Source organism: Oxalicibacterium solurbis (genome assembly GCF_014635845.1).
GTDB classification, from domain to species: Bacteria; Pseudomonadota; Gammaproteobacteria; order Burkholderiales; family Burkholderiaceae_D; genus Oxalicibacterium; species Oxalicibacterium solurbis.
In genome coordinates this window covers 487493-507487 of sequence record NZ_BMDP01000001.1, presented here as the reverse complement: position 1 = coordinate 507487, position 19995 = coordinate 487493, and the positions used below count along the sequence as shown (strand labels likewise).

The 19995-nt window shown below is 57.6% G+C and carries 22 protein-coding genes; 5 read left to right on the top strand and 17 right to left on the bottom strand.

Annotated elements, in window-relative coordinates:
- Window positions 1-24: 24 nt before the first annotated feature.
- The 5 genes from IEV40_RS02455 to IEV40_RS02435 form a co-directional block, all read right to left on the bottom strand.
- Complete coding sequence (locus IEV40_RS02455; protein WP_188419365.1) at window positions 25-432, bottom strand: hypothetical protein; 408 nt, start codon at window positions 430-432, stop codon at window positions 25-27.
- A gap of 63 nt (window positions 433-495) precedes the next feature.
- Entirely contained in the window at window positions 496-1137 is a 642-nt protein-coding gene (locus tag IEV40_RS02450; protein WP_188419364.1) for an AbiU2 domain-containing protein, read from the bottom strand.
- 77 nt (window positions 1138-1214) lie between these two features.
- Window positions 1215-1721 (bottom strand): hypothetical protein, encoded by a 507-nt coding sequence (locus tag IEV40_RS02445; protein WP_188420032.1) that lies wholly within the window; start codon window positions 1719-1721, stop codon window positions 1215-1217.
- Window positions 1722-1860: 139 nt separating this feature from the next.
- Complete coding sequence (locus IEV40_RS02440) at window positions 1861-2241, bottom strand: DUF4160 domain-containing protein (protein WP_188419363.1); 381 nt, start codon at window positions 2239-2241, stop codon at window positions 1861-1863.
- A gap of 87 nt (window positions 2242-2328) precedes the next feature.
- Window positions 2329-2943, bottom strand: a complete 615-nt coding sequence (locus tag IEV40_RS02435) for an Rv1289 family protein (RefSeq protein WP_188419362.1) — start codon at window positions 2941-2943, stop codon at window positions 2329-2331.
- Between the two features lie 312 nt (window positions 2944-3255).
- Here IEV40_RS02435 and dcd point away from each other — a divergent pair, with 312 nt between their 5' ends.
- Window positions 3256-3822 carry a dCTP deaminase gene (gene dcd, locus IEV40_RS02430; protein WP_188419361.1) on the top strand — a complete coding sequence of 189 codons (567 nt, stop codon included), beginning with the start codon at window positions 3256-3258 and terminating at the stop codon, window positions 3820-3822.
- A gap of 29 nt (window positions 3823-3851) precedes the next feature.
- Here dcd and IEV40_RS02425 read toward each other — a convergent pair whose 3' ends face one another.
- Window positions 3852-4778: a LysR family transcriptional regulator gene (locus IEV40_RS02425; RefSeq protein WP_188419360.1), complete on the bottom strand. Its 927-nt coding sequence runs from the start codon at window positions 4776-4778 to the stop codon at window positions 3852-3854.
- A gap of 115 nt (window positions 4779-4893) precedes the next feature.
- Here IEV40_RS02425 and IEV40_RS02420 point away from each other — a divergent pair, with 115 nt between their 5' ends.
- Complete coding sequence (locus IEV40_RS02420) at window positions 4894-5475, top strand: chromate transporter (protein ID WP_188419359.1); 582 nt, start codon at window positions 4894-4896, stop codon at window positions 5473-5475.
- Window positions 5472-6002, top strand: coding sequence for a chromate transporter (locus IEV40_RS02415; protein ID WP_188419358.1), 531 nt, complete (start codon window positions 5472-5474; stop codon window positions 6000-6002). Before IEV40_RS02420 ends, IEV40_RS02415 begins: the two co-directional genes overlap by 4 nt.
- Before the next feature lie 60 nt (window positions 6003-6062).
- On the opposite strand, the gene IEV40_RS02410 is transcribed toward IEV40_RS02415, so the two are convergent.
- From IEV40_RS02410 to IEV40_RS02375, 8 genes are all read right to left on the bottom strand, one after another.
- Window positions 6063-6524: a PliI family lysozyme inhibitor of I-type lysozyme gene (locus IEV40_RS02410; RefSeq protein ID WP_188419357.1), complete on the bottom strand. Its 462-nt coding sequence runs from the start codon at window positions 6522-6524 to the stop codon at window positions 6063-6065.
- A 55-nt stretch (window positions 6525-6579) separates the two neighbouring features.
- Window positions 6580-6969: a DUF488 domain-containing protein gene (locus tag IEV40_RS02405; protein WP_188419356.1), complete on the bottom strand. Its 390-nt coding sequence runs from the start codon at window positions 6967-6969 to the stop codon at window positions 6580-6582.
- A 74-nt stretch (window positions 6970-7043) separates the two neighbouring features.
- Complete coding sequence (locus IEV40_RS02400) at window positions 7044-7478, bottom strand: VOC family protein (RefSeq protein WP_188419355.1); 435 nt, start codon at window positions 7476-7478, stop codon at window positions 7044-7046.
- Window positions 7479-7611: 133 nt separating this feature from the next.
- Window positions 7612-8520 (bottom strand): GGDEF domain-containing protein, encoded by a 909-nt coding sequence (locus IEV40_RS02395; RefSeq protein ID WP_188419354.1) that lies wholly within the window; start codon window positions 8518-8520, stop codon window positions 7612-7614.
- Window positions 8521-8667: 147 nt separating this feature from the next.
- The gene (locus IEV40_RS02390; RefSeq protein ID WP_188419353.1) at window positions 8668-10923 is read right to left on the bottom strand and encodes an arginine/lysine/ornithine decarboxylase; all 2256 of its coding nucleotides are present in this window, start codon (window positions 10921-10923) and stop codon (window positions 8668-8670) included.
- Between the two features lie 175 nt (window positions 10924-11098).
- A complete protein-coding gene (locus tag IEV40_RS02385; RefSeq protein ID WP_188419352.1) occupies window positions 11099-11584 on the bottom strand; it encodes a dihydrofolate reductase in 486 nt (161 codons plus the stop codon).
- A 13-nt stretch (window positions 11585-11597) separates the two neighbouring features.
- Window positions 11598-12572, bottom strand: coding sequence for a thymidylate synthase (locus IEV40_RS02380; RefSeq protein ID WP_188419351.1), 975 nt, complete (start codon window positions 12570-12572; stop codon window positions 11598-11600).
- A 99-nt stretch (window positions 12573-12671) separates the two neighbouring features.
- A complete protein-coding gene (locus IEV40_RS02375) occupies window positions 12672-14459 on the bottom strand; it encodes an ABC transporter transmembrane domain-containing protein (protein WP_188419350.1) in 1788 nt (595 codons plus the stop codon).
- 260 nt (window positions 14460-14719) lie between these two features.
- Here IEV40_RS02375 and egtD point away from each other — a divergent pair, with 260 nt between their 5' ends.
- Complete coding sequence (egtD, locus tag IEV40_RS02370; protein ID WP_229723920.1) at window positions 14720-15682, top strand: L-histidine N(alpha)-methyltransferase; 963 nt, start codon at window positions 14720-14722, stop codon at window positions 15680-15682.
- A 102-nt stretch (window positions 15683-15784) separates the two neighbouring features.
- On the top strand, window positions 15785-16999 hold the full coding sequence (egtB, locus tag IEV40_RS02365; RefSeq protein WP_188419348.1) for an ergothioneine biosynthesis protein EgtB: 1215 nt from the start codon (window positions 15785-15787) through the stop codon (window positions 16997-16999).
- A 4-nt stretch (window positions 17000-17003) separates the two neighbouring features.
- Here the strand turns inward: egtB and IEV40_RS02360 are convergent, their stop codons facing one another.
- From IEV40_RS02360 to leuA, 3 genes are all read right to left on the bottom strand, one after another.
- Window positions 17004-17501 (bottom strand): hypothetical protein, encoded by a 498-nt coding sequence (locus IEV40_RS02360; RefSeq protein WP_188419347.1) that lies wholly within the window; start codon window positions 17499-17501, stop codon window positions 17004-17006.
- Between the two features lie 10 nt (window positions 17502-17511).
- Window positions 17512-17886: a hypothetical protein gene (locus tag IEV40_RS02355; protein ID WP_188419346.1), complete on the bottom strand. Its 375-nt coding sequence runs from the start codon at window positions 17884-17886 to the stop codon at window positions 17512-17514.
- A gap of 145 nt (window positions 17887-18031) precedes the next feature.
- Window positions 18032-19696 carry a 2-isopropylmalate synthase gene (gene leuA / locus IEV40_RS02350; protein WP_188419345.1) on the bottom strand — a complete coding sequence of 555 codons (1665 nt, stop codon included), beginning with the start codon at window positions 19694-19696 and terminating at the stop codon, window positions 18032-18034.
- Window positions 19697-19995: the final 299 nt, after the last annotated feature.

Sequence of the window (19995 nt, the reverse complement as noted above, 5' to 3'; positions counted from 1 at the left end):
TAACCGAAAGGTTAGAGGTATTGTTCATTTGAACAGCTCTGGTGTCATTGATTTGCTTGGCTCTGACATCTTTGGACGAATAATCTTCTCTGCTTTTTCAAGGGTAGTCATACAAAGCGAAACTTGTGCGCCAATAGCATCTTTATCATCATTGCTTTGTGCTCTTGAAATTAACTCAGAAATTTTCCCCTTGGAAAGGATAAGCTCTTTATCTATTTCTTCCGGGCCTATGACTTCTGCTGCATATAGCGAGAATACAAATGCCATTGACTTGTATTGTGCAGTTCGATCCGTGTTGGATTGAGACACCAAGCCGAAGAATGTAGCGCAGTCTGTAAGATGTGGTCTGAATTCATTCTGACTTAGCTCGGCAAACGCACTTGTTGCAAACAATAATGGTAAAACAATGCAGTAGATGTTACGAAGAACCATCGAATAAGCTCCTAATGCCTGAATTAAGCCGCGCTGCGAAGAGGCGTCGGTTTGAATGGATTGTTAGAGTGCACCCGGCGCATCTTTAAGACGCTCAAACTTGCGCAGCTTTGAGATAAGCACTCTGGCGCCACTATCATCAATGAATTCATCGTAGAGGGTAGTGCTGTCTTTGAAGTGCAGATTTAGGCGGTTCATCACCTTGCCTATAGCTGCAAGCGTGGACTTTACGCGCTCTCGGCTGATGCCATTGAGAGCATGTGCCGCTCGATCGGTGGCATACCCGTGATCTTGATGAGCGATGCGCTTATTTCGGTGCTCTCTTGCGAAAGCCGCCTGTTCCAACGCTGCCTCGCATAGAGTCTCCAGCTCTTGCTTCAGCGCGGGATCCTTAATCAAAGCGGGCAGCGAGTGAATGGTTAAATTCTTCTTGCCGCGGGTCTCCGGCGGGTCAGTCATCCGAGATATGCCAAGCAAAACGCTATCCCATATTTCGTCTTGAGTGATCTTGAAAAATAGCCCAGCCGTGCGGTTTAAGAGCTCCACTGTCCCTTGATTCGTACCGAAGAGCTGCTGGTACTGTTGCCACACCATATGTAGTTCAATTAGCTTGCGATGAAGCGCTGCGAAAGCAGTGCCAAGATCGTCCCCCATCAGCGTTACGTAGTTGGCGTGTACTTCATCCATTGACTGCGTTGATGTCATGTAGTGAGTCCTAACGTTGGAGGTAAGGGGTCGTCTGGAGGCGGCACGCCGGAAGGCGGTCCCGCTTGACCGAAAGGTTATACAAGCGCCTTTTGCTCATGGGCGTCATACACGTGCATTAGCAAATGGCTAGAGAACGTAAAGTTTTCTTTTTGCCCGAGCATTGCAAAACTCCACTTCGAGCCATGGAATAAATTATTGCGTATGCGATACACGATGATTAGAAGTGCAGTGGCAATTTCAGAGAGTTCGACCGCTTCCTCTTTGAGCACAGAGAGCACAAACTCCTGTTTGTCGTTATCTCGAAAACGCAGCCGCTCAAAGTAATAGTTTGGTTGTCCGCCATCTAGATATCGGTCTTTCCAATAGCCTAGTGCGGGAACGAACTCATCTCGGCTTAGTAAGCCTTTTCCGCAAAGCTCATTAACGACATCAAATATTCCGCCAATGCTTGCTTTTGTGCGGAGAACCTCGGCTTCGAACAAAGTCCAAAGCATCACAAAATGAGTCATGGCTTCTTTTTCGCCATCTGAGAGATGGCGATATCCAAGGTTTCTGTCGAGGAGCCAATCGATAGGGTTCATTTTGTATAACGTTGGAGGTAAGGGACGCTCCGCCGGCTTGCCGGCGGAGCGTCCCTCTTGACCGAAAGGTTAGAAAGCATCATTTCTTACGCGCCTTGTCCATTCGAGTACCAGGGGGCCTAAGGGTTAGAAGTTTTTGTCATAGCGTGATTGGCCCAACTGGACAATCAGATGGGCGCGTAGCGTTCCAAGCGCTAACAAGGATTGGACGGCTTCTTTCGAACCACCATTCAATTAAGGCGCGCTCCCTGCCGCCAATTTTTCCTTCTTGTAGAGAGCAATCCGCAATCGAGAAGGTTGCATCTATTCCGCCGCCACTGACATGAAAATGTGGAGGTGGGTGTTCGCGGGAGAAGATTTCGATTCGCAAGCCTTTCACTTGAGCGACAAGCTGACGAATGTAGTAAATCTGGCCATCGGGCGTGACCGAATATCCACCCGACAGAAGATGTTCAAGGGCAGCCGTCGCCTCCTCAAGCGACTGGGTTTCCAGGATCTTTTGCTCAATGGGCGTAAGCATGGGCCAAACTTCTAACGTTGGAGGTAAGGGGCCGGCTGGAGGCGGAACGCCGGAAGACGGTCCCGCTTGACCGAAGGGTTAGGCAGCTTATGCTGATGGCCAAACATTCGAAAAATCCATCTTGACCCTAACTTGATTCTCGAAATCCATGATGCTTCTCGCACACTCAACCTTTCCCCACCAACGGTCGATGGGATAGTGGTTAATTGGATCGCGATAGTGGTATTGGTTGTTTCCAATTCTCTGATCCACATTCACTGGCGCAAGGACGCATGGCAAGCCAAGAGCATAGATAGCACTCTCTGGCAAAGTCATCGATTGGTGCTCGATATCGATCATGAATTGCTGAATGCCATCTGCCACCTTAACAGTAACGCCATACCCATCTGGCAGCTCGTCACCATGCGCTAAGTTGCAGCGAAATTTCTCATAGACGATGTCCTCGAACTTGATGCCGATCTTGCCCTTGTTATTTTTGAATGGAAAAACCGTTTCTTGAAGGTTTAAACCGCCATGCATCAATTCGATAATGTCGAGATGCTCAACAATGAACTTCCTGAATCTCTCTCCCACCTTCTCAATTTCCGGATACATTTTCTTTGCGGTGCCGTCGACCGCAAGGCATGCAAAGAGCATTGCCTTATCCAAGTCTTTGCTATCGCAGGCATCCAAAGAATGCTTGATATGGTCGGCGATCTTCATGGCTGCCTAACTATATTTAGATCGCCGCATCATATGATCGTGACATTGTCTAAGTCAATAAACGAAAAATGCATGTCATTGAAAAATAAGAATATTTGCCATAAACATGGGATTTAGACCGCCTAAATAGTTTGGTAAGGGCAGGGTGATACTTGTATCTGGTTAGACCAGATGAGCGTCTTTGTATGTATGCAGATGGGACGGGTTACCGCGAGTAAGGAAATCGCATCAGAGGTTGGTTCCGGCAGGCTGCTCCCTCGATTTCGCGTAGAATTGCCGGATTTCCTCAACCCTCGACGCAAAGCAGAGACTATGTCCATCAAATCCGACAAATGGATACGCCGCATGGCGGAGCAGCACGGCATGATCGAACCGTTCGAGCCGGGGCAGGTGCGCCAGTCGGACGGGCATAAGATCGTTTCCTATGGCACCTCGTCGTACGGCTACGATATTCGCTGCGCGGACGAATTCAAGATTTTCACCAACATTAATTCGACGATCGTCGATCCGAAGAATTTCGACGAGAAATCGTTCGTCGATTTCAAGGGCGACGTCTGCATCATTCCGCCGAACTCGTTCGCGCTGGCGCGCACCGTCGAATACTTCCGCATTCCGCGCAACGTGCTGACGATCTGCCTTGGCAAATCGACGTATGCGCGCTGCGGCATCATCGTCAACGTGACGCCGTTCGAGCCGGAATGGGAAGGCTATGTGACGCTGGAATTCTCGAACACGACGCCGCTGCCGGCGAAGATTTATGCGGGTGAGGGCTGTGCGCAGGTGCTGTTCTTCGAGAGCGATGAAGTCTGCGAAACCTCGTACAAGGATCGCGGCGGCAAGTACCAGGGCCAGCATGGCGTGACGCTGCCGAAGACCTGATTTCCTTTTCAGATTCCTTTCCGGCCGCGTCAGCCGTCTTCCGGCGCGGCAAACTTTCTCGCTTCGACAATCATCCTCTCTACCGCGCCCGACTGCGGCGCATCGCGATACGCCAGATGCAGCGGCGCGCGCAGGCCGGGCGCCTGTTCCAGCTGCAGATAGACGACGCCTTCCAGTTGCACATGCCGCATCGACGCCGGCACGATGGTGACGCCGAGACCGGCGGCGACCTGGCTCAGCGTCGATAGGTACTTGCGCGCTTCCTGCACCACGCGCGGACTGAAGCCGGCGGCGCGGCAGGCGGCGATCACGGTGTCGTACAGTCCGGGGCCGCTGGGACGGCGGTTCAGGATGAAGTCTTCCTTCGCCAAAGCCGTCAGCGGCAGGCTCTTGCGGCGCCGGCCTTGTCCGCGCAGCAGCGGATGCGTGGCCGGTAGCGCCGCGATCATTTCTTCCACCAGCATCGTTTCCATCTTCAGGCCGGCAGCATTGCCGACCGGTGAGCGGATGAAAGCCACGTCCAGCCGATTTCTCAATAGCGCTTCGACCAGTTCTGCCGTGTTGCTTTCCTCGATTGCCAGCGCGACATCGGGCGAGCTTTGACGGAAGGCGCGAATGACGGCGGGAATCAGCGGATTCAGCGAGGCGGTTTCGGTGAAGCCGATTGCGATGCGCCCGCGCTCGCCGCGCGCGATGCGGCGCACGCTGTCGATCGTCGTGCCGACCTGTTCGAGGATCAGGTGTGCATCGGCCAGCAGGGCATGACCGCTTTCGGTCAGTTCCATTCCGCGCGGCAGGCGGCGGAACAGGGCGACGCCTAACTCTTTTTCTAGCGCGCGAATTTGCTGGCTCAACGGCGGTTGCTGGATGCCGAGGCGCTGCGCGGCTTTGGTCAAATGGCCCTCTTCGGCGACGGCGACGAAGTAGCGCAGCAGGCGCAGGTCAATGGATGACATATTTAAAAAGTATGATTTTATGCTAAATCATATATTAGACAGTATGCCAGTGCGAGCGTAACCTTTACGCATGGAAACGCAACAGCAAATGCGAGATGAATCGCAACAGGAAATAATGCCTGCCACCATCGGGGCCGCATCAGCGGATACGGAACCTGCCATGCCGACGACGATGGAACTGTTCCTCGGCTTTCTCGGACTCGGCATGATGGCCTTCGGCGGTGCGCTGCCGCTGGCGCACCGGATGCTGGTCGAGCGCAGGCGCTGGCTCAGTGAGGAGGAATTCACCGAGATGCTGGGGCTGTGCCAGTTTCTCCCCGGCGGCAACATGATCAATATGTCGGTCGCGGTCGGCATGCGCTTTCGCGGCGTGCGCGGTGGCATCGCCGGACTGCTGGGGTTGATCGCGGTGCCGTCGATGGTGGTGGTGCTGCTCGGTATGCTGTATGAGCGCTATCAGAACGATCCGCTGGTCGCGCATCTGTTTGCCGGCCTCGCGGCGGCGGCGGCCGGGCTGCTGGTAGCGATGGCGATCAAGATCGTGCGTCAGCTTCGGGGCAGCCTGCCGATGCTGATAGTCGCTGCCATCTGCTTTTGTGCAATTGCCTTGCTGCGTCTGCCGTTGCTGTGGACGATGCTGGCGATGACACCGGTCAGCATCTTCATCGTGAAAATCGGTAAGAGGGTGCGCAAATGATCGCGACGCTGATTGCGCTGGCGCTGATCTTTTCGCAGCTGGCGCTGCTGGCCTTCGGCGGCGGCAACACGATCCTGCCGGAGATGCAGCGACAGGTGGTGGAAGTGCATCAGTGGATGACGGCGCGGGAATTCAGTGCATTGTTCGCATTGAGTCAGGCGGCGCCGGGGCCGAACATGATGATCGTGCCGCTGATCGGCTGGCATGTTGCCGGCTGGGCCGGCTTCATCGTGACGTCGGTCGCCAAGTTCGGCCCGTCGTCGATACTGACGATCGTGGCGCTGCATGCATGGACGCGTTTCAAGGACAACCCGTGGCGCCGCATCATCCAGGCCGGACTGGTGCCGGTGACGGCCGGCGTGGTCGCAGCCAGTGCGGCGGTGATCGCACATGCGGCAGATCGCAACGTATTGCTGACGGCGATCACGGTGGTGACTGCGCTATTGGCGTGGCGCACGCGCATTCATCCGTTGTGGCTGCTGCTGGGCGGCGGCCTGGTCTCGCTGGCCGCTGGCGGCTGGATGTAAATCGCTTGTCGGAAAAAGAAAAACAAAAGGCACGGGCGGCCTGCTCGTGCCGGCGGCAAATCAGCGGCGATTCCTGAATGCGGTTTTCAGCGCGGCGACCGGATCGGCACTGCCGTCCAGACCGGCGACCGACGACAGCAGCGTCAGTTTCTTGCCGTCGAAGCGGAAGGCATCGGCCGACAGGAAGCCGCCGCTGCCGGCTGCGCGTACGGTCACGACGATGTCTGGCTTGCTATCTCCATCCACATCGGCGAACAGCAGTTTCTCGATACCGCCGTCGCGCGGGCGCACCAGTCCGGTGACGAAACTGTCGTAGGGAAAGCCCGGCTCGCCTTTCGCATACAGGCGCACGCTGTAGCTGCCGATGCTGCGCGGTTCGAGATCGCCTTCGGCAATGACGACCGTCGCCTGCGTCGACGGGAAGACGGCGTGCCGGACGATGCGTTCGTCGTCGTTCGACGCGGCTTTCGCGGTGGATGCAAAAAGGGTGAGGCAGAGCAGCAATGCCGGCATTCTGTTCATCGATCTGGATCCTTTCCGTGAATGAGTATCTTTGATTACCTCTTCCATGCCATCTTCAGCCGGCAATGCGTGCCCCCTGGCGTGCGAGCAGTGAGCGCAATACGGAGCGATGACAATGTTTTTCATCCTCGCAGTAACAGCCGACCGAAAAATCTGTTTGATGCGATAACGCGGCCAGCAGGGCAATCGCATGCTGGTTTTCCGGGGTTGCCATCTCGATGCGATATTTGTTGAAGAAGGCACGCCAGTCTGCAGCGGTCTTTGCATGATGTGCAAGTTTGACCGCTTCGGGTGAGGGCGAGAGGTTGGGAAACCAGACGTCGTACCAGTTTTGTGCAGCGAATTCGGATTTGGGGACGCCGCGCGGCGGGCGTCGCACGGTGCCGATGCGCAGTCCTTCGTTGCTGCTGCGCGCGCTGCCCAGCCTGACGATGCGTACGGACATGATGCCTCCTCGGTGCCGATGCTTCCGGAAAGTAATCACGGGGCGATGGCCCCGTCGTCAAACCTTACCGCAATTCAATCGAAGGTGGGTGAACTGAGGTCGAATTGCGGATTCCAGACCACTTCCCACAAATGACGATCCGGGTCCTGGAAGTAGCCGGCATAGCCGCCCCAGAAGGTGGCGTGCGCGGGTTTGACGATGGTGGCACCGGCTGCCTGTGCCTGCGTCATCACGGTATCGACTTCATCTTGCGACGCGACATTGTGGCCTATCGTGCAGTCGGTCGGCGAGGAAGGAGAGCGCGTGAGTCCGCTGTCGTGCGCAATGCTGGCACGCGGCCACAGCGCCAGCTTGAGGCCTGCCTGCAGATCGAAGAAGGCGACGGCGCCATGCGGAAATTCTGCGCCGATGATGCCTTGCGTCTGCAGGCCTAGGCCGTCGCGGTAAAACGCAACGGCGCGCTCCAGATCGTCGACGCCGAGGGTGATGACGGTGATGCGTGGCTTCATGGCTGCGCCTTATTGCCTGTTATTACCGGTTTGGGCAAGCGCGAAGTAACCGCGCATTACCACCCTGGAAAACATGGCGTGCTGCCCGACTAATGTGCGGCACGCATGGGAAAAGTGAAGACGAAAATCCCGATCAGTCATCAGTATAGGGGAGAACCAGATTGCCGCCGGCACGCTTGGCCTTGTACAGCGCCTCGTCCGCGCGCTGCATGACTTCGGTGTAGGAGCTGTCGCCGGCAATCAGTTCGCTGAAGCCGCCGCTGATGGTGCCGGCACCTACGATTCCCAGGTCATGCATGTCCTCGGCGATGCGTTGATGCAGGCGTTCGATGATCTGCGATGCATCCTTGCAGTGTGTATGCGGCATCAGGATCACGAACTCGTCCCCGCCAAATCGGGCGGCATGATCCGTGGCGCGTAATTCGGTCTTGCAGAGGGCGGCGATGGCAAGCAAGGCGGCATCGCCCTTGAAATGCCCATGCTTGTCGTTGATGCTCTTGAAGGCGTCGACATCGAACATGAAGAGCGTCGCAGGCGTCTCGTAACGGCGAAAGACATCAAAGTTCGATGCCATCACGTCGAGCATTCTGCGGCGGTTCAGGAGGCCCGTCAGCGGATCCGTCTCGCATTGTGTGCGTAGCTGCGCTTCGAGTTCGTGGCGGCGCGTGACGTTGCTGGCGACCCAAAGGACAGCCTCTTCGCCGTCGACAAGAAAATCGAGTGCCTGCACGCGTCCTTCGAACCAGATCGTATGGTCGGGACCTGCCGATTCCAGTCCGCGGACATCGCTGCCGGCAAGAGCGTATTCCACGATATGCAGGCTTCGGGAAGAAAGGGCTTCGGCAATCTGTGCCGAAAACCAGTTGCTCTTTTCTTCATGCAGTACATCATGCATGTACTTGCCGACCAGGGCACTGCCGTCATGGTAATAACGGGAATCCGAGCCACCATGAATGGCGGCGTAGCGTCCGTTACGCGTCAGAATGAATACAGGATCAGGGAGCGCGGCAAGCAGCGCCATCAATTGCGATTGCGAGAACATTGTGCGTCGGGTTGTCGATTCGGGGTTGTCAGAACGCCCGAAAAACGATCGTGTTGCACACGACATGATCGTTTTTCTGACAAGCTTGCTGCACTGGGATTTTGCCCTAAAACGACTGGGGATATTCCCTTTTTTATTGTTGCGAACTTACTGTTTGACGCAATCGACGAAGTAGCCGCGCTTGCCGTCGACTTCACGCGTCACCAGACCGTGCACGTCGGTTTCGAAGCCGGGGAATTTCTCGTTGAAGTCGCGTGCGAAGCGCAGGTAATCGACGATCGTCTTGTTGAAGCGTTCGCCCGGGATCAGCAGCGGAATACCCGGTGGATACGGCGTCAGCAGGATGGACGTGACGCGGCCTTCCAGATCGTCGATCGCCACGCGTTCGATTTCGCGATGCGCCATCTTCGAGAATGCATCGGACGGTTTCATCGCCGGCTGCATGTCGGACAGGTACATCTCGGTCGTCAGGCGCGCGACGTCGTAGGCCTTGTAGAAATCGTGGATCATGTGGCACAGGTCGCGCAGGCCGACGCGCTCGTAACGCGGATTTGCCTGCGCGAATTCCGGCAGGATGCGCCACATCGGCTGGTTCTTGTCGTAATCGTCCTTGAACTGCTGCAGCGCGGTCAGCAGCGTGTTCCAGCGGCCCTTGGTGATGCCGATGGTGAACATGATGAAGAACGAGTACAGGCCGCACTTCTCGACGATGACGCCGTGCTCGGCCAGGTACTTGGTGACGATGGATGCCGGAATGCCGGTATCGCCGAACTTGCCGTCCAGCGACAGGCCTGGCGTGACGATGGTGGCCTTGATCGGGTCCAGCATGTTGAAGCCCGGCGCCAGATTGCCGAAGCCGTGCCATTCGTCCTCGGCGCGGATCATCCAGTCCTCGCGCGAGCCGATGCCGTTGTCGGAGAAATTGTCCGGACCCCAGACCTTGAACCACCAGTCCTTGTCGCCCCATTCGGCTTCGACCTTGCGCATCGCGCGGCGGAAGTCCAGCGCTTCGAGAATGCTTTCCTCGACCAGTGCGGTACCGCCCGGTGCTTCCATCATCGCGGCAGCGACGTCGCACGAGGCGATGATCGAGTACTGCGGCGAGGTCGACGTGTGCATCAGATAGGCTTCGTTGAAGGTGTCCTGATCCAGCTTCACCTTTTCGGATTCGCGCACCAGGATCTGCGACGCCTGCGACAGGCCGGCCAGCAGCTTGTGCGTCGATTGCGTGGAGAAGATCAGCGATTCCTTCGCGCGCGGGCGATCCTTGCCGATCGCGTGCATGTCCTTGTAGAAGTCATGGAAGGTGGCGTGCGGCAGCCACGCTTCGTCGAAGTGCAGCGTGTCGATCTTGCCGTCCAGCATGTCCTTCAGCACTTCGACGTTGTAGACGACGCCGTCGTAGGTCGATTGCGTGATGGTCAGAATGCGCGGTTTCTTGTTCTTCGCTTCGCGTGCGAACGGGTTGGCTTCGATCTTCTTCTGGATGTTCTCCATCGAGAATTCGGACAGCGGGATCGGGCCGATGATGCCGAGGTGATTACGCGTCGGCATCAGAAATACCGGAATCGCGCCGGTCATGATGATCGAGTGCAGGATGGACTTGTGGCAGTTGCGGTCGACCACGACGATGTCGCCCGGTGCAACCGTCGAATGCCAGACCATCTTGTTCGACGTCGACGTGCCGTTTGTCACGAAGTAGCAATGGTCGGCATTGAAGATGCGCGCGGCATTGCGTTCGGATGCGGCGACCGGGCCGGTGTGGTCCAGCAGTTGGCCGAGTTCTTCCACGGCGTTGCAGACGTCGGCACGCAGCATGTTCTCGCCGAAAAACTGGTGGAACATCTGGCCGATCGGCGATTTCAGGAAAGCCACACCGCCGGAGTGGCCGGGGCAGTGCCACGAATAGGAGCCGTCGTTGGCGTATTCGACCAGCGCGCGGAAGAACGGCGGCGACAGGCTGTCCATGTAGGACTTGGCTTCGCGGATGATGTGGCGCGCGACGAATTCCGGCGTGTCCTCGAACATGTGGATGAAGCCGTGCAGTTCGCGCAGGATGTCGTTCGGGATGTCGCGTGAGGTGCGCGTCTCACCATAAAGGTAGATCGGGATGTCGGCGTTCTTGTGACGGATTTCGCCGACGAAGGCGCGCAGCGATTTCAGCGCGTAGTCGGTGTCTTCATAAGAACCGGTGCCGAATTCCTCGTCGTCGATCGACAGGATGAAGGCCGACGCGCGCGACTGCTGCTGCGCGAACTGCGCCAGATCGCCGTAGCTGGTCACACCCAGCACTTCCATGCCTTCCTTCTCGATCGCGTCGGCCAGCGCGCGGATGCCGAGTCCGGACGTGTTCTCGGAACGGAAATCTTCGTCGATGATGACGATGGGGAAGCGAAATTTCATGAGGTCTCCAGCAGGAAAGGCGCGTGCCGGGCGATGGCCGCCCGAAAGAATGCGAATTTTCGCAGATATGCGGAAATTGTGGGGAGAAACCGGTAGTTTTGCCGCTGCAAATGCCGCCGGTGTTGTATATGACTGAATCGTGACGATTTCGCCCCGATGCCTTGCCCGCCCGCCGTCAGCGGATGCGGTCGTAGCTCACGTAGGAAAAGTCGAAACCGTTGGCATCCGAATGGTGGTTTTCGCGTGCCGTTTCCTTCCACCGCGCCGGATCGATGGCGGGGAAGAAGGCGTCGCAGTCGAAGGTCTTGTCGATGTGGGTGACGATCAGGCGGTCGGCATCGGCCAGCGTATCGGCGAAGATCTGGCCGCCGCCGATGATGAAGGCTGGCGCGTTGCCGACCAGCGTTTTTGCCGCAGCGATTGATGTCACGGCTTCCACGCCGTCATGCTGCCAGTCCTTGTTGCGCGTGATGACGATGTTGCGGCGGTTCGGCAGCGGACGGCCGATCGAGTCGAAGGTCTTGCGGCCCATGATGATCGGATGGCCGGAAGTGGTGCGCTTGAAGTGCGCCAGGTCTTCCGGCAGGTGCCACGGCAGTTGATTGTCGATGCCGATGCCGTTGTTGGCGTCGACGGCGACGACGAGGGTCAGTTGGGACATGCGGGTCTTTCGTTCAGACGGCCATCGGCGCAGTCAGCGGCGCGTGGTGCTGGTAATCCTCCAGCGAGAAATCGGAAGGCTCGATCTGGTCCAGCCATTCCGGTTCGTACTTGCCGGTGACGGCGTAGTCGGGGATGCGGTCCGAGATTTTCAATTGCGGCGCCGGGTACGGCTCGCGCTGCATCTGCTCGTTCAGCATGTCCAGATGGTTCTCGTAGATATGCGCGTCGCCGATAAAGTAGGTGAACCACTTCGGCTTGTAGCCGGTGAGGCGGCCGACCAGGTGCAGCAATGCCGCGCCTTCGGCCAGATTGAACGGTGTGCCGAGTCCGAGATCGTTGCTGCGGATGTACAGGCACAGCGAAATCTCTTTCGTCGTGACATTCGGCAGGAACTGGTACAGCAGATGGCAGGCCGGCAGCGCGATGGCATCCAGGTCTGCACAGTTCCAGCCGTGGAACAGGATGCGGCGGCTTTGCGGATTCTTGATGATGGTATCCAGGCAATCGCGCAATTGGTCGATCGCGCGGTACAGCAGCACCTTGTCGACGCCCTGATCCTTGACGACGCCGACCACGCGGAAGCCGCGTTCCTGCGCATGCACGATCTGCGATTTCTTGTCGGCCTCGATCAGCTTGTAGGCCGGCCATGCGCGCCATTGCACGCCGTACACCGGACCGAGATCGTCTTCTTCCAGACGGTATGGATTGGCCAGCCATTCGACGTTTTCATTGGCGTTCTGGTCCCAGACCTTGCAGCCGAGCGCGCGGAAGTCTGCAGCACTGCGCGATGCGCGCAGAAAACCGACCAGTTCGCCGATGACGGACTTGAACGCGAGGCGCTTGGTCGTGACGGCTGGAAAGCCGTCATTCTGCAGATCGAAGCGCAGCATCGCGCCGGGAATGCTGATGGTGCGAATGCCGGTGCGGTTGTCCTGCCATGTGCCGGTGTCGAGCACCGTGCGCACCAAGTCAAGATACTGTTTCATGCATCGTCCGTTCGAGAGGGCGGGCAGCCGGAAAGCTGCTCGCGGGCATTGAGGAAAACGCTATTTTAACGCGTGGGCAGATGGCATTAGGATCGGCGCTCAGGTCTGGCCGAACTGCAGCGCGGCCAGGCCCGCATACAGTCCGCCCTGTGCCACCAGCGATGCGTGCGTGCCGGTTTCGACGATGCGGCCGTGCTCCATCACGATGATGCGGTCGGCGCGCTGCACGGTCGCCAGGCGATGAGCGATGACCAGTGTCGTGCGACCGACCATCGCTGCTTCCAGCGCACCTTGCACCAGGCGTTCCGATTCGGCGTCGAGTGCACTGGTTGCTTCGTCCAGCAACAGCAGCGGCGGATTCTTCAGCAATGCGCGTGCGATCGCGATGCGCTGGCGCTGTCCGCCGGATAGCCGCACGCCGCGTTCGCCGAGGAAGGACAGATAGCCTTCCGGCAGGCGTTCGATGAATTCGTGCGCCGCGGCCAGCTTCGCAGCGATGACGACTTCCTCGTCGCTGGCATCCGGGCGGCCGTAGCGGATGTTTTCCATCGCATTGGCGGAAAAGATCACCGTATCCTGCGGCACGATGCCGATGGTGTCGCGCAAGTCGTGCAGGTCCAGCTCGCGGATGTCCACGCCGTCCAGCGCGATCGAACCTTGCTGCGGATCGTAGAAGCGCAGCAGCAGCTGGAACAGCGAGGTCTTGCCGGCACCGGACGGGCCGACGATGGCGACCGTTTCGCCGGCCGCGATGGTCAGCGACAGATCCGACAGCGATGGTGTACCGGGGCGCGACGGATAGCAGAAGGTTATGCTGTCGAGGATCAGCGAGGCGCCGTTGGCGCGACGCGGCGGCAGCGGCGTAGCCTGTGCCGGCGGCTCGATAGGGGATTGCGCCGCCAGCAATTCCAGCAGCCTTTCCGCTGCGCCGGCCGCACGTTGCGCATCGCCGCTCACCTCGGACAACGCACCGATCGAACCGGCCACCAGCGCCGAATACAGGATGAACTGACCAAGCTGCCCGCCGCTCATGGTGCCGTCGATCACCGCATGCGCACCCAGCCACAGCACGAACACGATGGCGCCGAATACCAGCAGGATGGCGACCATCGTCAGCAGCGCGCGCGCACGGATGCGGCGCACGGCGGTCAGGAAGGCTTCCTGTACTGACACGCCGAAGCGTTCGGCCTCGATACGCTCGTGCGTGAACGCCTGCACGGTCGGCATCGCGTTCAAAATTTCGCCGGCCAGCGCCGATGCATCGGCTACGCGATCCTGCGAATCGCGCGACAGCGAACGCACGCGGCGGCCGAACCAGACGATGGGCAGCACCACGGCAATCAGCATCAGCAGGATGATGGACGTCAGTTTGACGCTGGTAAAAAACAGCATCATGAGGCCGCCAAGGAACAGCAGGAAGTTGCGCAGTGCCATCGAGATGCTGGTGCCGACCAGCGTCTGGATCAGCGTGGTATCGGTAGTCAGGCGCGACAGCACTTCACCGCTTTGCGTCGTCTCGAAGAATTGCGGGCTTTGCGTGACGACGTGTGCGTAGACTGCATCGCGGATATCCGCCGTCACGCGTTCGCCCAGCCACGACACCATGTAATAGCGGCCCGCAGTCGCCACGCCCAGCACGCAAGCAGTGCCGAACAATGCGATGAAATAGGTGTTGATATGCGCCGTGCTCTGCGCGCCTGCTGCACCGAAGCCGAGATCGATCATCTGGCGAAAGGCATACGGAATCGCCAGCGTCGCCGCGGCGGCAACGACCAGCGCAATGCCGGCCAGTACAAACTGTTTGCGATACGGGATCAGGAAACGCGACAGGCCGCGCAGCGTGGCCAGACTGCTTTTGCGTGGAATACTTGTGGCGGTGGAACTCATGTAATTGATTGATTCTGTACGTAACCTAACGCAAAGCGCGCCGCCTTGCCGCTACCGTATCGGATAGAACGCCGGGGCGCGAAGCAGAGTAGAGTAGCATCAATTATGATTCGATGATTCTGCATCGGCTGTAACTTTCTGCGATTGCCGCGCGTATTAGTCAGACGGCTCTGCTGACGGTAATTGTCAGTAGCGGTCCGCAATAATGCGCAACCATGAATACCGGCCGAGTCCGGTGCCATTCAATACGGGAGAAATCATTGACTCGGTTCATCCAATGCCTGACCACACCTCAACACGATATCCGCGATGAATTGAAAGCGGGACTGAACGCGGAACACGCGCATGTCTCGCCCAAGTATCTGTACGACGCACTCGGCTCCAAGCTGTTCGAGGCGATCTGCGAACTCCCCGAGTACTATCCGACGCGCACCGAAGCCGGCATTTTCGCCGAGCGTGCCGAAGCGATCGCTGCTTCGGTCGGCCGCGGTGCCACGCTGATCGATCTGGGCGCCGGCAATTGCACGAAGGCGGCCAAACTCTTTCCCGCATTGCGGCCGTCGCAATATGCGCCGGTCGACATTTCGGTCGATTTCTTGCGCGATGCGGTGGGTCGTTTGCAGATGCAATTTCCGCAGATCGACATGATTGGCGTCGGCATGGATTTTTCATCCGGCCTGGCGCTGCCGGAGGCTGTCAACGATGACAATCGCCTGTTCTTCTATCCCGGTTCGTCGATCGGCAATTTCATGCCGGACGAAGCATTGGCTTTTCTGCGGCGCGTGCACGCGGCCTGCATGCACGGCGACAAGGCAAATGGCGGCATCCTGATCGGCGTGGATCTCGTCAAGGAAAAAGGCGTGCTCGATCTTGCCTACGACGATGCGCTGGGCGTGACAGCTGCATTCAACCTGAACATATTGCGCCACCTGAATCTGCTGCTCGATGCCGATTTCGAATTGCGCGCATGGCGGCATCGCGGCTTTTTCAATGTCGAACGCAGCCGTGTCGAAATGCATCTGGAATCGGAAATCGACCAGGTCGTTTCCTGGGCCGGCGGCGAACGCCAGTTTGCACGCGGCGAACGCATACATACCGAAAACAGTTATAAATACACACAGGACAATTTCATCGCCATGCTGCGGCAGGCGGGATTCGGCGATGTTGCCGCATGGACCGATCCTGCCGGCTGGTTCCTTGTCTGCCACGCGCGCGCCGCTTGATCGCAACGGCATTTCGGAACAACATTTACCGGAAACGGGTCGAATCCGTTTCCGCTATCGAACAAACTCAGGCAGGGCCGACCTGCCACATCAGGGGCTAACATGAATGCACAAGCCGACCGCCTTCCTCTCAACACGATAGATCCGCTCGCGTGCCGTTTTGCCCAGGTGCGCGCGCATTCGCTGGAACTGGCTGCGCCGTTATCCGAGGAAGATTGCTGTGCGCAATCGATGCCGGACGCCAGCCCGATCAAATGGCATCTGGCGCACACGACATGGTTTTTCGAAACCTTTCTGCTGGAAAGACGCGAACGCAATTTCAAGCCTTTCCATTCCGCTTTCCGCGTTTTATTCAATTCCTATTACAACGGCGTCGGCGATAAGCACGCGCGCCCGAAGCGCGGCCTGCTGACGCGCCCTGCGCTGAAGGAAGTCATTGCCTACCGCCGCAATGTCGATGCACGCATGCAGGCATTGCTGGCCTCGCATGCCGGTACCGACGCGTATGCGGAACTGGCGCAACTGGTGGAACTTGGCTTGCAGCATGAACAGCAGCATCAGGAACTGATGCTGACCGACGTGCTGCATCTGTTCTCCTGCAATCCGCTGTTTCCCGCTTATGCGAACGGAAAGCCTGCGGCACACGCGCCTGTCGAACCGCTGCAATGGCTGAAGTTCGATGCCGGCATTGTCGAGATCGGTCACGAAGGCGATGGTTTCTGCTTCGACAACGAGCTGCCGTGCCATCGCCAGTTCGTCGAACGTTTCCAGCTTGGATTGCGCCTCGTCACGAACGGCGAATATCTGGCTTTCATCGAAGCCGGCGGCTATCGCGATCCGGCGATGTGGCTGTCGGAAGGGTGGGATTGGGTGAACAGGGAAGGACTGGCGTGTCCGATCTACTGGCAGAAAGACGAGGGCGGTTGGAAAACATTCGGCCTGCATGGTTTGCAGACGCTGGATCCGCACGCGCCGGCTGTACATATCTCGTACTTCGAAGCCGATGCCTATGCACGCTGGGCTGGCGCACGCCTGCCGACCGAAGCGGAATGGGAACATGCGGCGCGTAGCAGCAAGGGATTGAAGCAGTTGTTCGGCGTGTGCTGGCAGTGGACGTCCAGCAGTTATGCCGCGTATCCGGGATTCAAAACGGCTGATGGTGCGCTCGGCGAATATAACGGCAAGTTCATGTCGAACCAGTATGTGCTGCGCGGTTCGTCAAGTGCGACGCCGGAAGGGCATGCGCGGATCAGTTATCGGAATTTTTTTCCGGCGACGGCGCGATGGCAGGTGATGGGAATCAGGCTGGCAAAATAAGAATTTATCTTTTATTTCTGAGAAGACCAGAATAAATATGTAAAAAATCTGAGAGCTCGAAGCGAGTACTTCTTTCTATGTCTAGGCGCATCTTTCTCACGGCATCGAATGCATCAATTTTAAACTTTTCCATTTCTGTATTCACTTCATGAATATTCAGTAGATGCCAAGATGTTCTATATATACGCTCGTTTAATGTATTGATTAGTGACGTTAGATTGTCATCCTCGCAAATTAATATTGTTTCACCGATAAGTTGTTGTGATTGCCCATACATCTGATCAAAATTTATGGAAATTTGAAGGGGGACAGAGTCTACTGGGTGTCCGGGATGATGAGCGAAAACGAAGTTCCTCATCTTTACCCACGTGCCAATAATAGAATCGAAGATTTTGATCTTGTTATCTATGGTTCGTTGTTTAAAGCTTACTTTCATCGTGACTGCATGAACTGTAAATCCACCAGCTATACCTAAAAGTAAAGTAAAAAAGAAATTGGTCATTTTTGATTGGTTAATATTTGGAAAACTGAATCCCCAACTTCTGCTGAATACTTTCCCCCAGTCGTGGCCCGATCCCCGGCAGCAATGACCGCAAAGTCTGCGGCATCTCCCGCAACTCTTTCCGTAATTCCTTTACCAGTTCCCATAGTGCGTCATTGCTCGCGCCATCCTTTATCTCATCACGGCAATGCACGACCAGCTTGACGAGATTGTCGGTCAGCGCGTGCAGGCTGTCGTCGTCGGTTTCGCGCAGTAGACCAATCAGTTGGTCGTAGACGGACAGCAGTTCGCGCAGTTCGGGAATGGCGCTTTCTTTTGGTGGAGCAGGCTTGGCGACGCGCTTGAACGGGAGGATGTTGCTGCCTTCGGGAGTTTTGTCGGACATGATGCCGCCTGCGGTTTCGTGGGTTGATTCATGGTAAGTCTGGCTAATGGTCCCGTCAACGCGATTGCACAGGTACTGTCGCCATTCAGGCATAAAAAAAGCCGCTGGATTCCAGCGGCTTTTTTGCATTGCCCGTTCTAATGTATCAGGCAGCTTTCATGTTCGACGCACTGTCGCGGTTGACGGCGCTCAGCACGGCGCGGAACGAGGCGGTGACGATGTTGCTGTCGATGCCCACGCCGAAACGGGTCGGGCCGTTGTTGACGCGCAGTTCGATGTAGCTGGCGGCGTTGGCGTTGGCACCGGAGCCGATCGCGTGCTCGTGGAAGTCCATGAACTTGATGTCCAGGCCGAGCGCATCGACGAAGGCATCGATCGGGCCGTTGCCTTTGCCGCTGACCGTCATCGGCTTGCCGTCTTTTTCCAGTTGCACTTCGATTTCGATGTTGCCGTTCGTATCGACCAGCTTGTGGCTGCGATAGAAGTAGGGCGTCATCGCATCCACGTATTCCTGCTTGAAGATATTGTGGATGTCGCCGGCGACGACTTCGCGGCCGGTTTCGTCGGTGACGCGCTGCACGACGCGGCTGAATTCGATCTGCAGGCGGCGCGGCAAGACGAGGCCGAATTCCTGTTCGAGCAGATAGGCCATGCCGCCCTTGCCGGACTGGCTGTTGACGCGGATGACGGCGTCGTAGCTGCGGCCGAGGTCGGCCGGATCGACTGGAAGATACGGCACTTCCCAGATTGCGTCGGCCTTCTGCTTGGCGAAGCCTTTCTTGATCGCGTCCTGGTGCGAACCGGAGAACGCGGTGAAGACGAGATCGCCGGCATACGGGTGGCGCGGGTGTACCGGAATCTGGTTGCATTCCTCGACGGTTTGGCGGATCACGTCGATGTCGGAGAAATCGAGTCCCGGATCGATGCCTTGCGTGTACAGGTTCAGCGCGAGCGTGACGAGGTCGACGTTGCCGGTGCGTTCGCCGTTGCCGAACAGGCAGCCTTCGACGCGATCGGCACCGGCCATCACGCCGAGTTCGGCGGCGGCGACGGCGCAGCCGCGGTCATTGTGCGGGTGCAGGCTGATGATGATGGAATCGCGGCGCTCGATATTGCGGTGCATCCATTCGACCTGGTCGGCGTAGACGTTCGGCGTGCTGGCTTCGACGGTGCCCGGCAGGTTGACGATCATCTTGCGTTCCGGCGTCGGGCCCCATGCTTCGGAGACGGCGTCGACGACTTCCTTCGCGAAATCCAGCTCGGTCATGCTGAAGGCTTCCGGCGAATACTGATAGACCCATTCGGTTTCCGGATGCGCGTCGGTCAGTTCGCGGATCAGTTTGGTGCCGTTGACGGCCAGCGCCTTCACTTCTTCCTTGCTCATGTTGAACATGATCTTGCGGAACGAAGGCGCGGTCGCGTTGTACATGTGGACGATCGCGCGGCGCGCGCCGACGACGGAATCCACCGTGCGGCGGATCAGGTCTTCACGCGCTTGCGTCAATACTTCGACGGTGACGTCGTCCGGGATGCGTTTTTCTTCGATCAGCTTGCGGCAGAAATCGAAGTCGGTCTGCGATGCGGACGGGAAGGCCACTTCGATTTCCTTGACGCCGATCTTCACCAGCATTTCGAAGAAACGCAGTTTCTTGGCCGAATCCATCGGATCGATCAGCGCCTGGTTGCCGTCGCGCAGGTCGGTGCTCATCCAGATCGGCGGTTTGCTGATGACATTGTTCGGCCACGTGCGGTCCTTGAGGCCGACGACGGGGAAGGCTTGATATTTGGTTGCCGGGTTCTTGAGCATCATGATGAATTTTCCTTTTGATTTCTTTGCTGCGAACGTCCTGTTTTGGTGACGTTCATCGATATTCGGGATTGCATGTCAGGCGTGGCGATGGGGCTGCCTGACTGCCACTTGCGCTAGGTCAGGCAACCGATCGGTAGCAGTAGCAGCGCAAAACGAACGCGGACGCGCGAGATCGCCGTTCCGGCGCTCGGATCGCGGTTGATGCGCATGACTGAAAAGGGCTTGACGGGCATGGCTGGAAAGAATCCGGTAAATCTGTCGGCAAACGGGCCGAAACGAAAACTATACAACAACGGGAG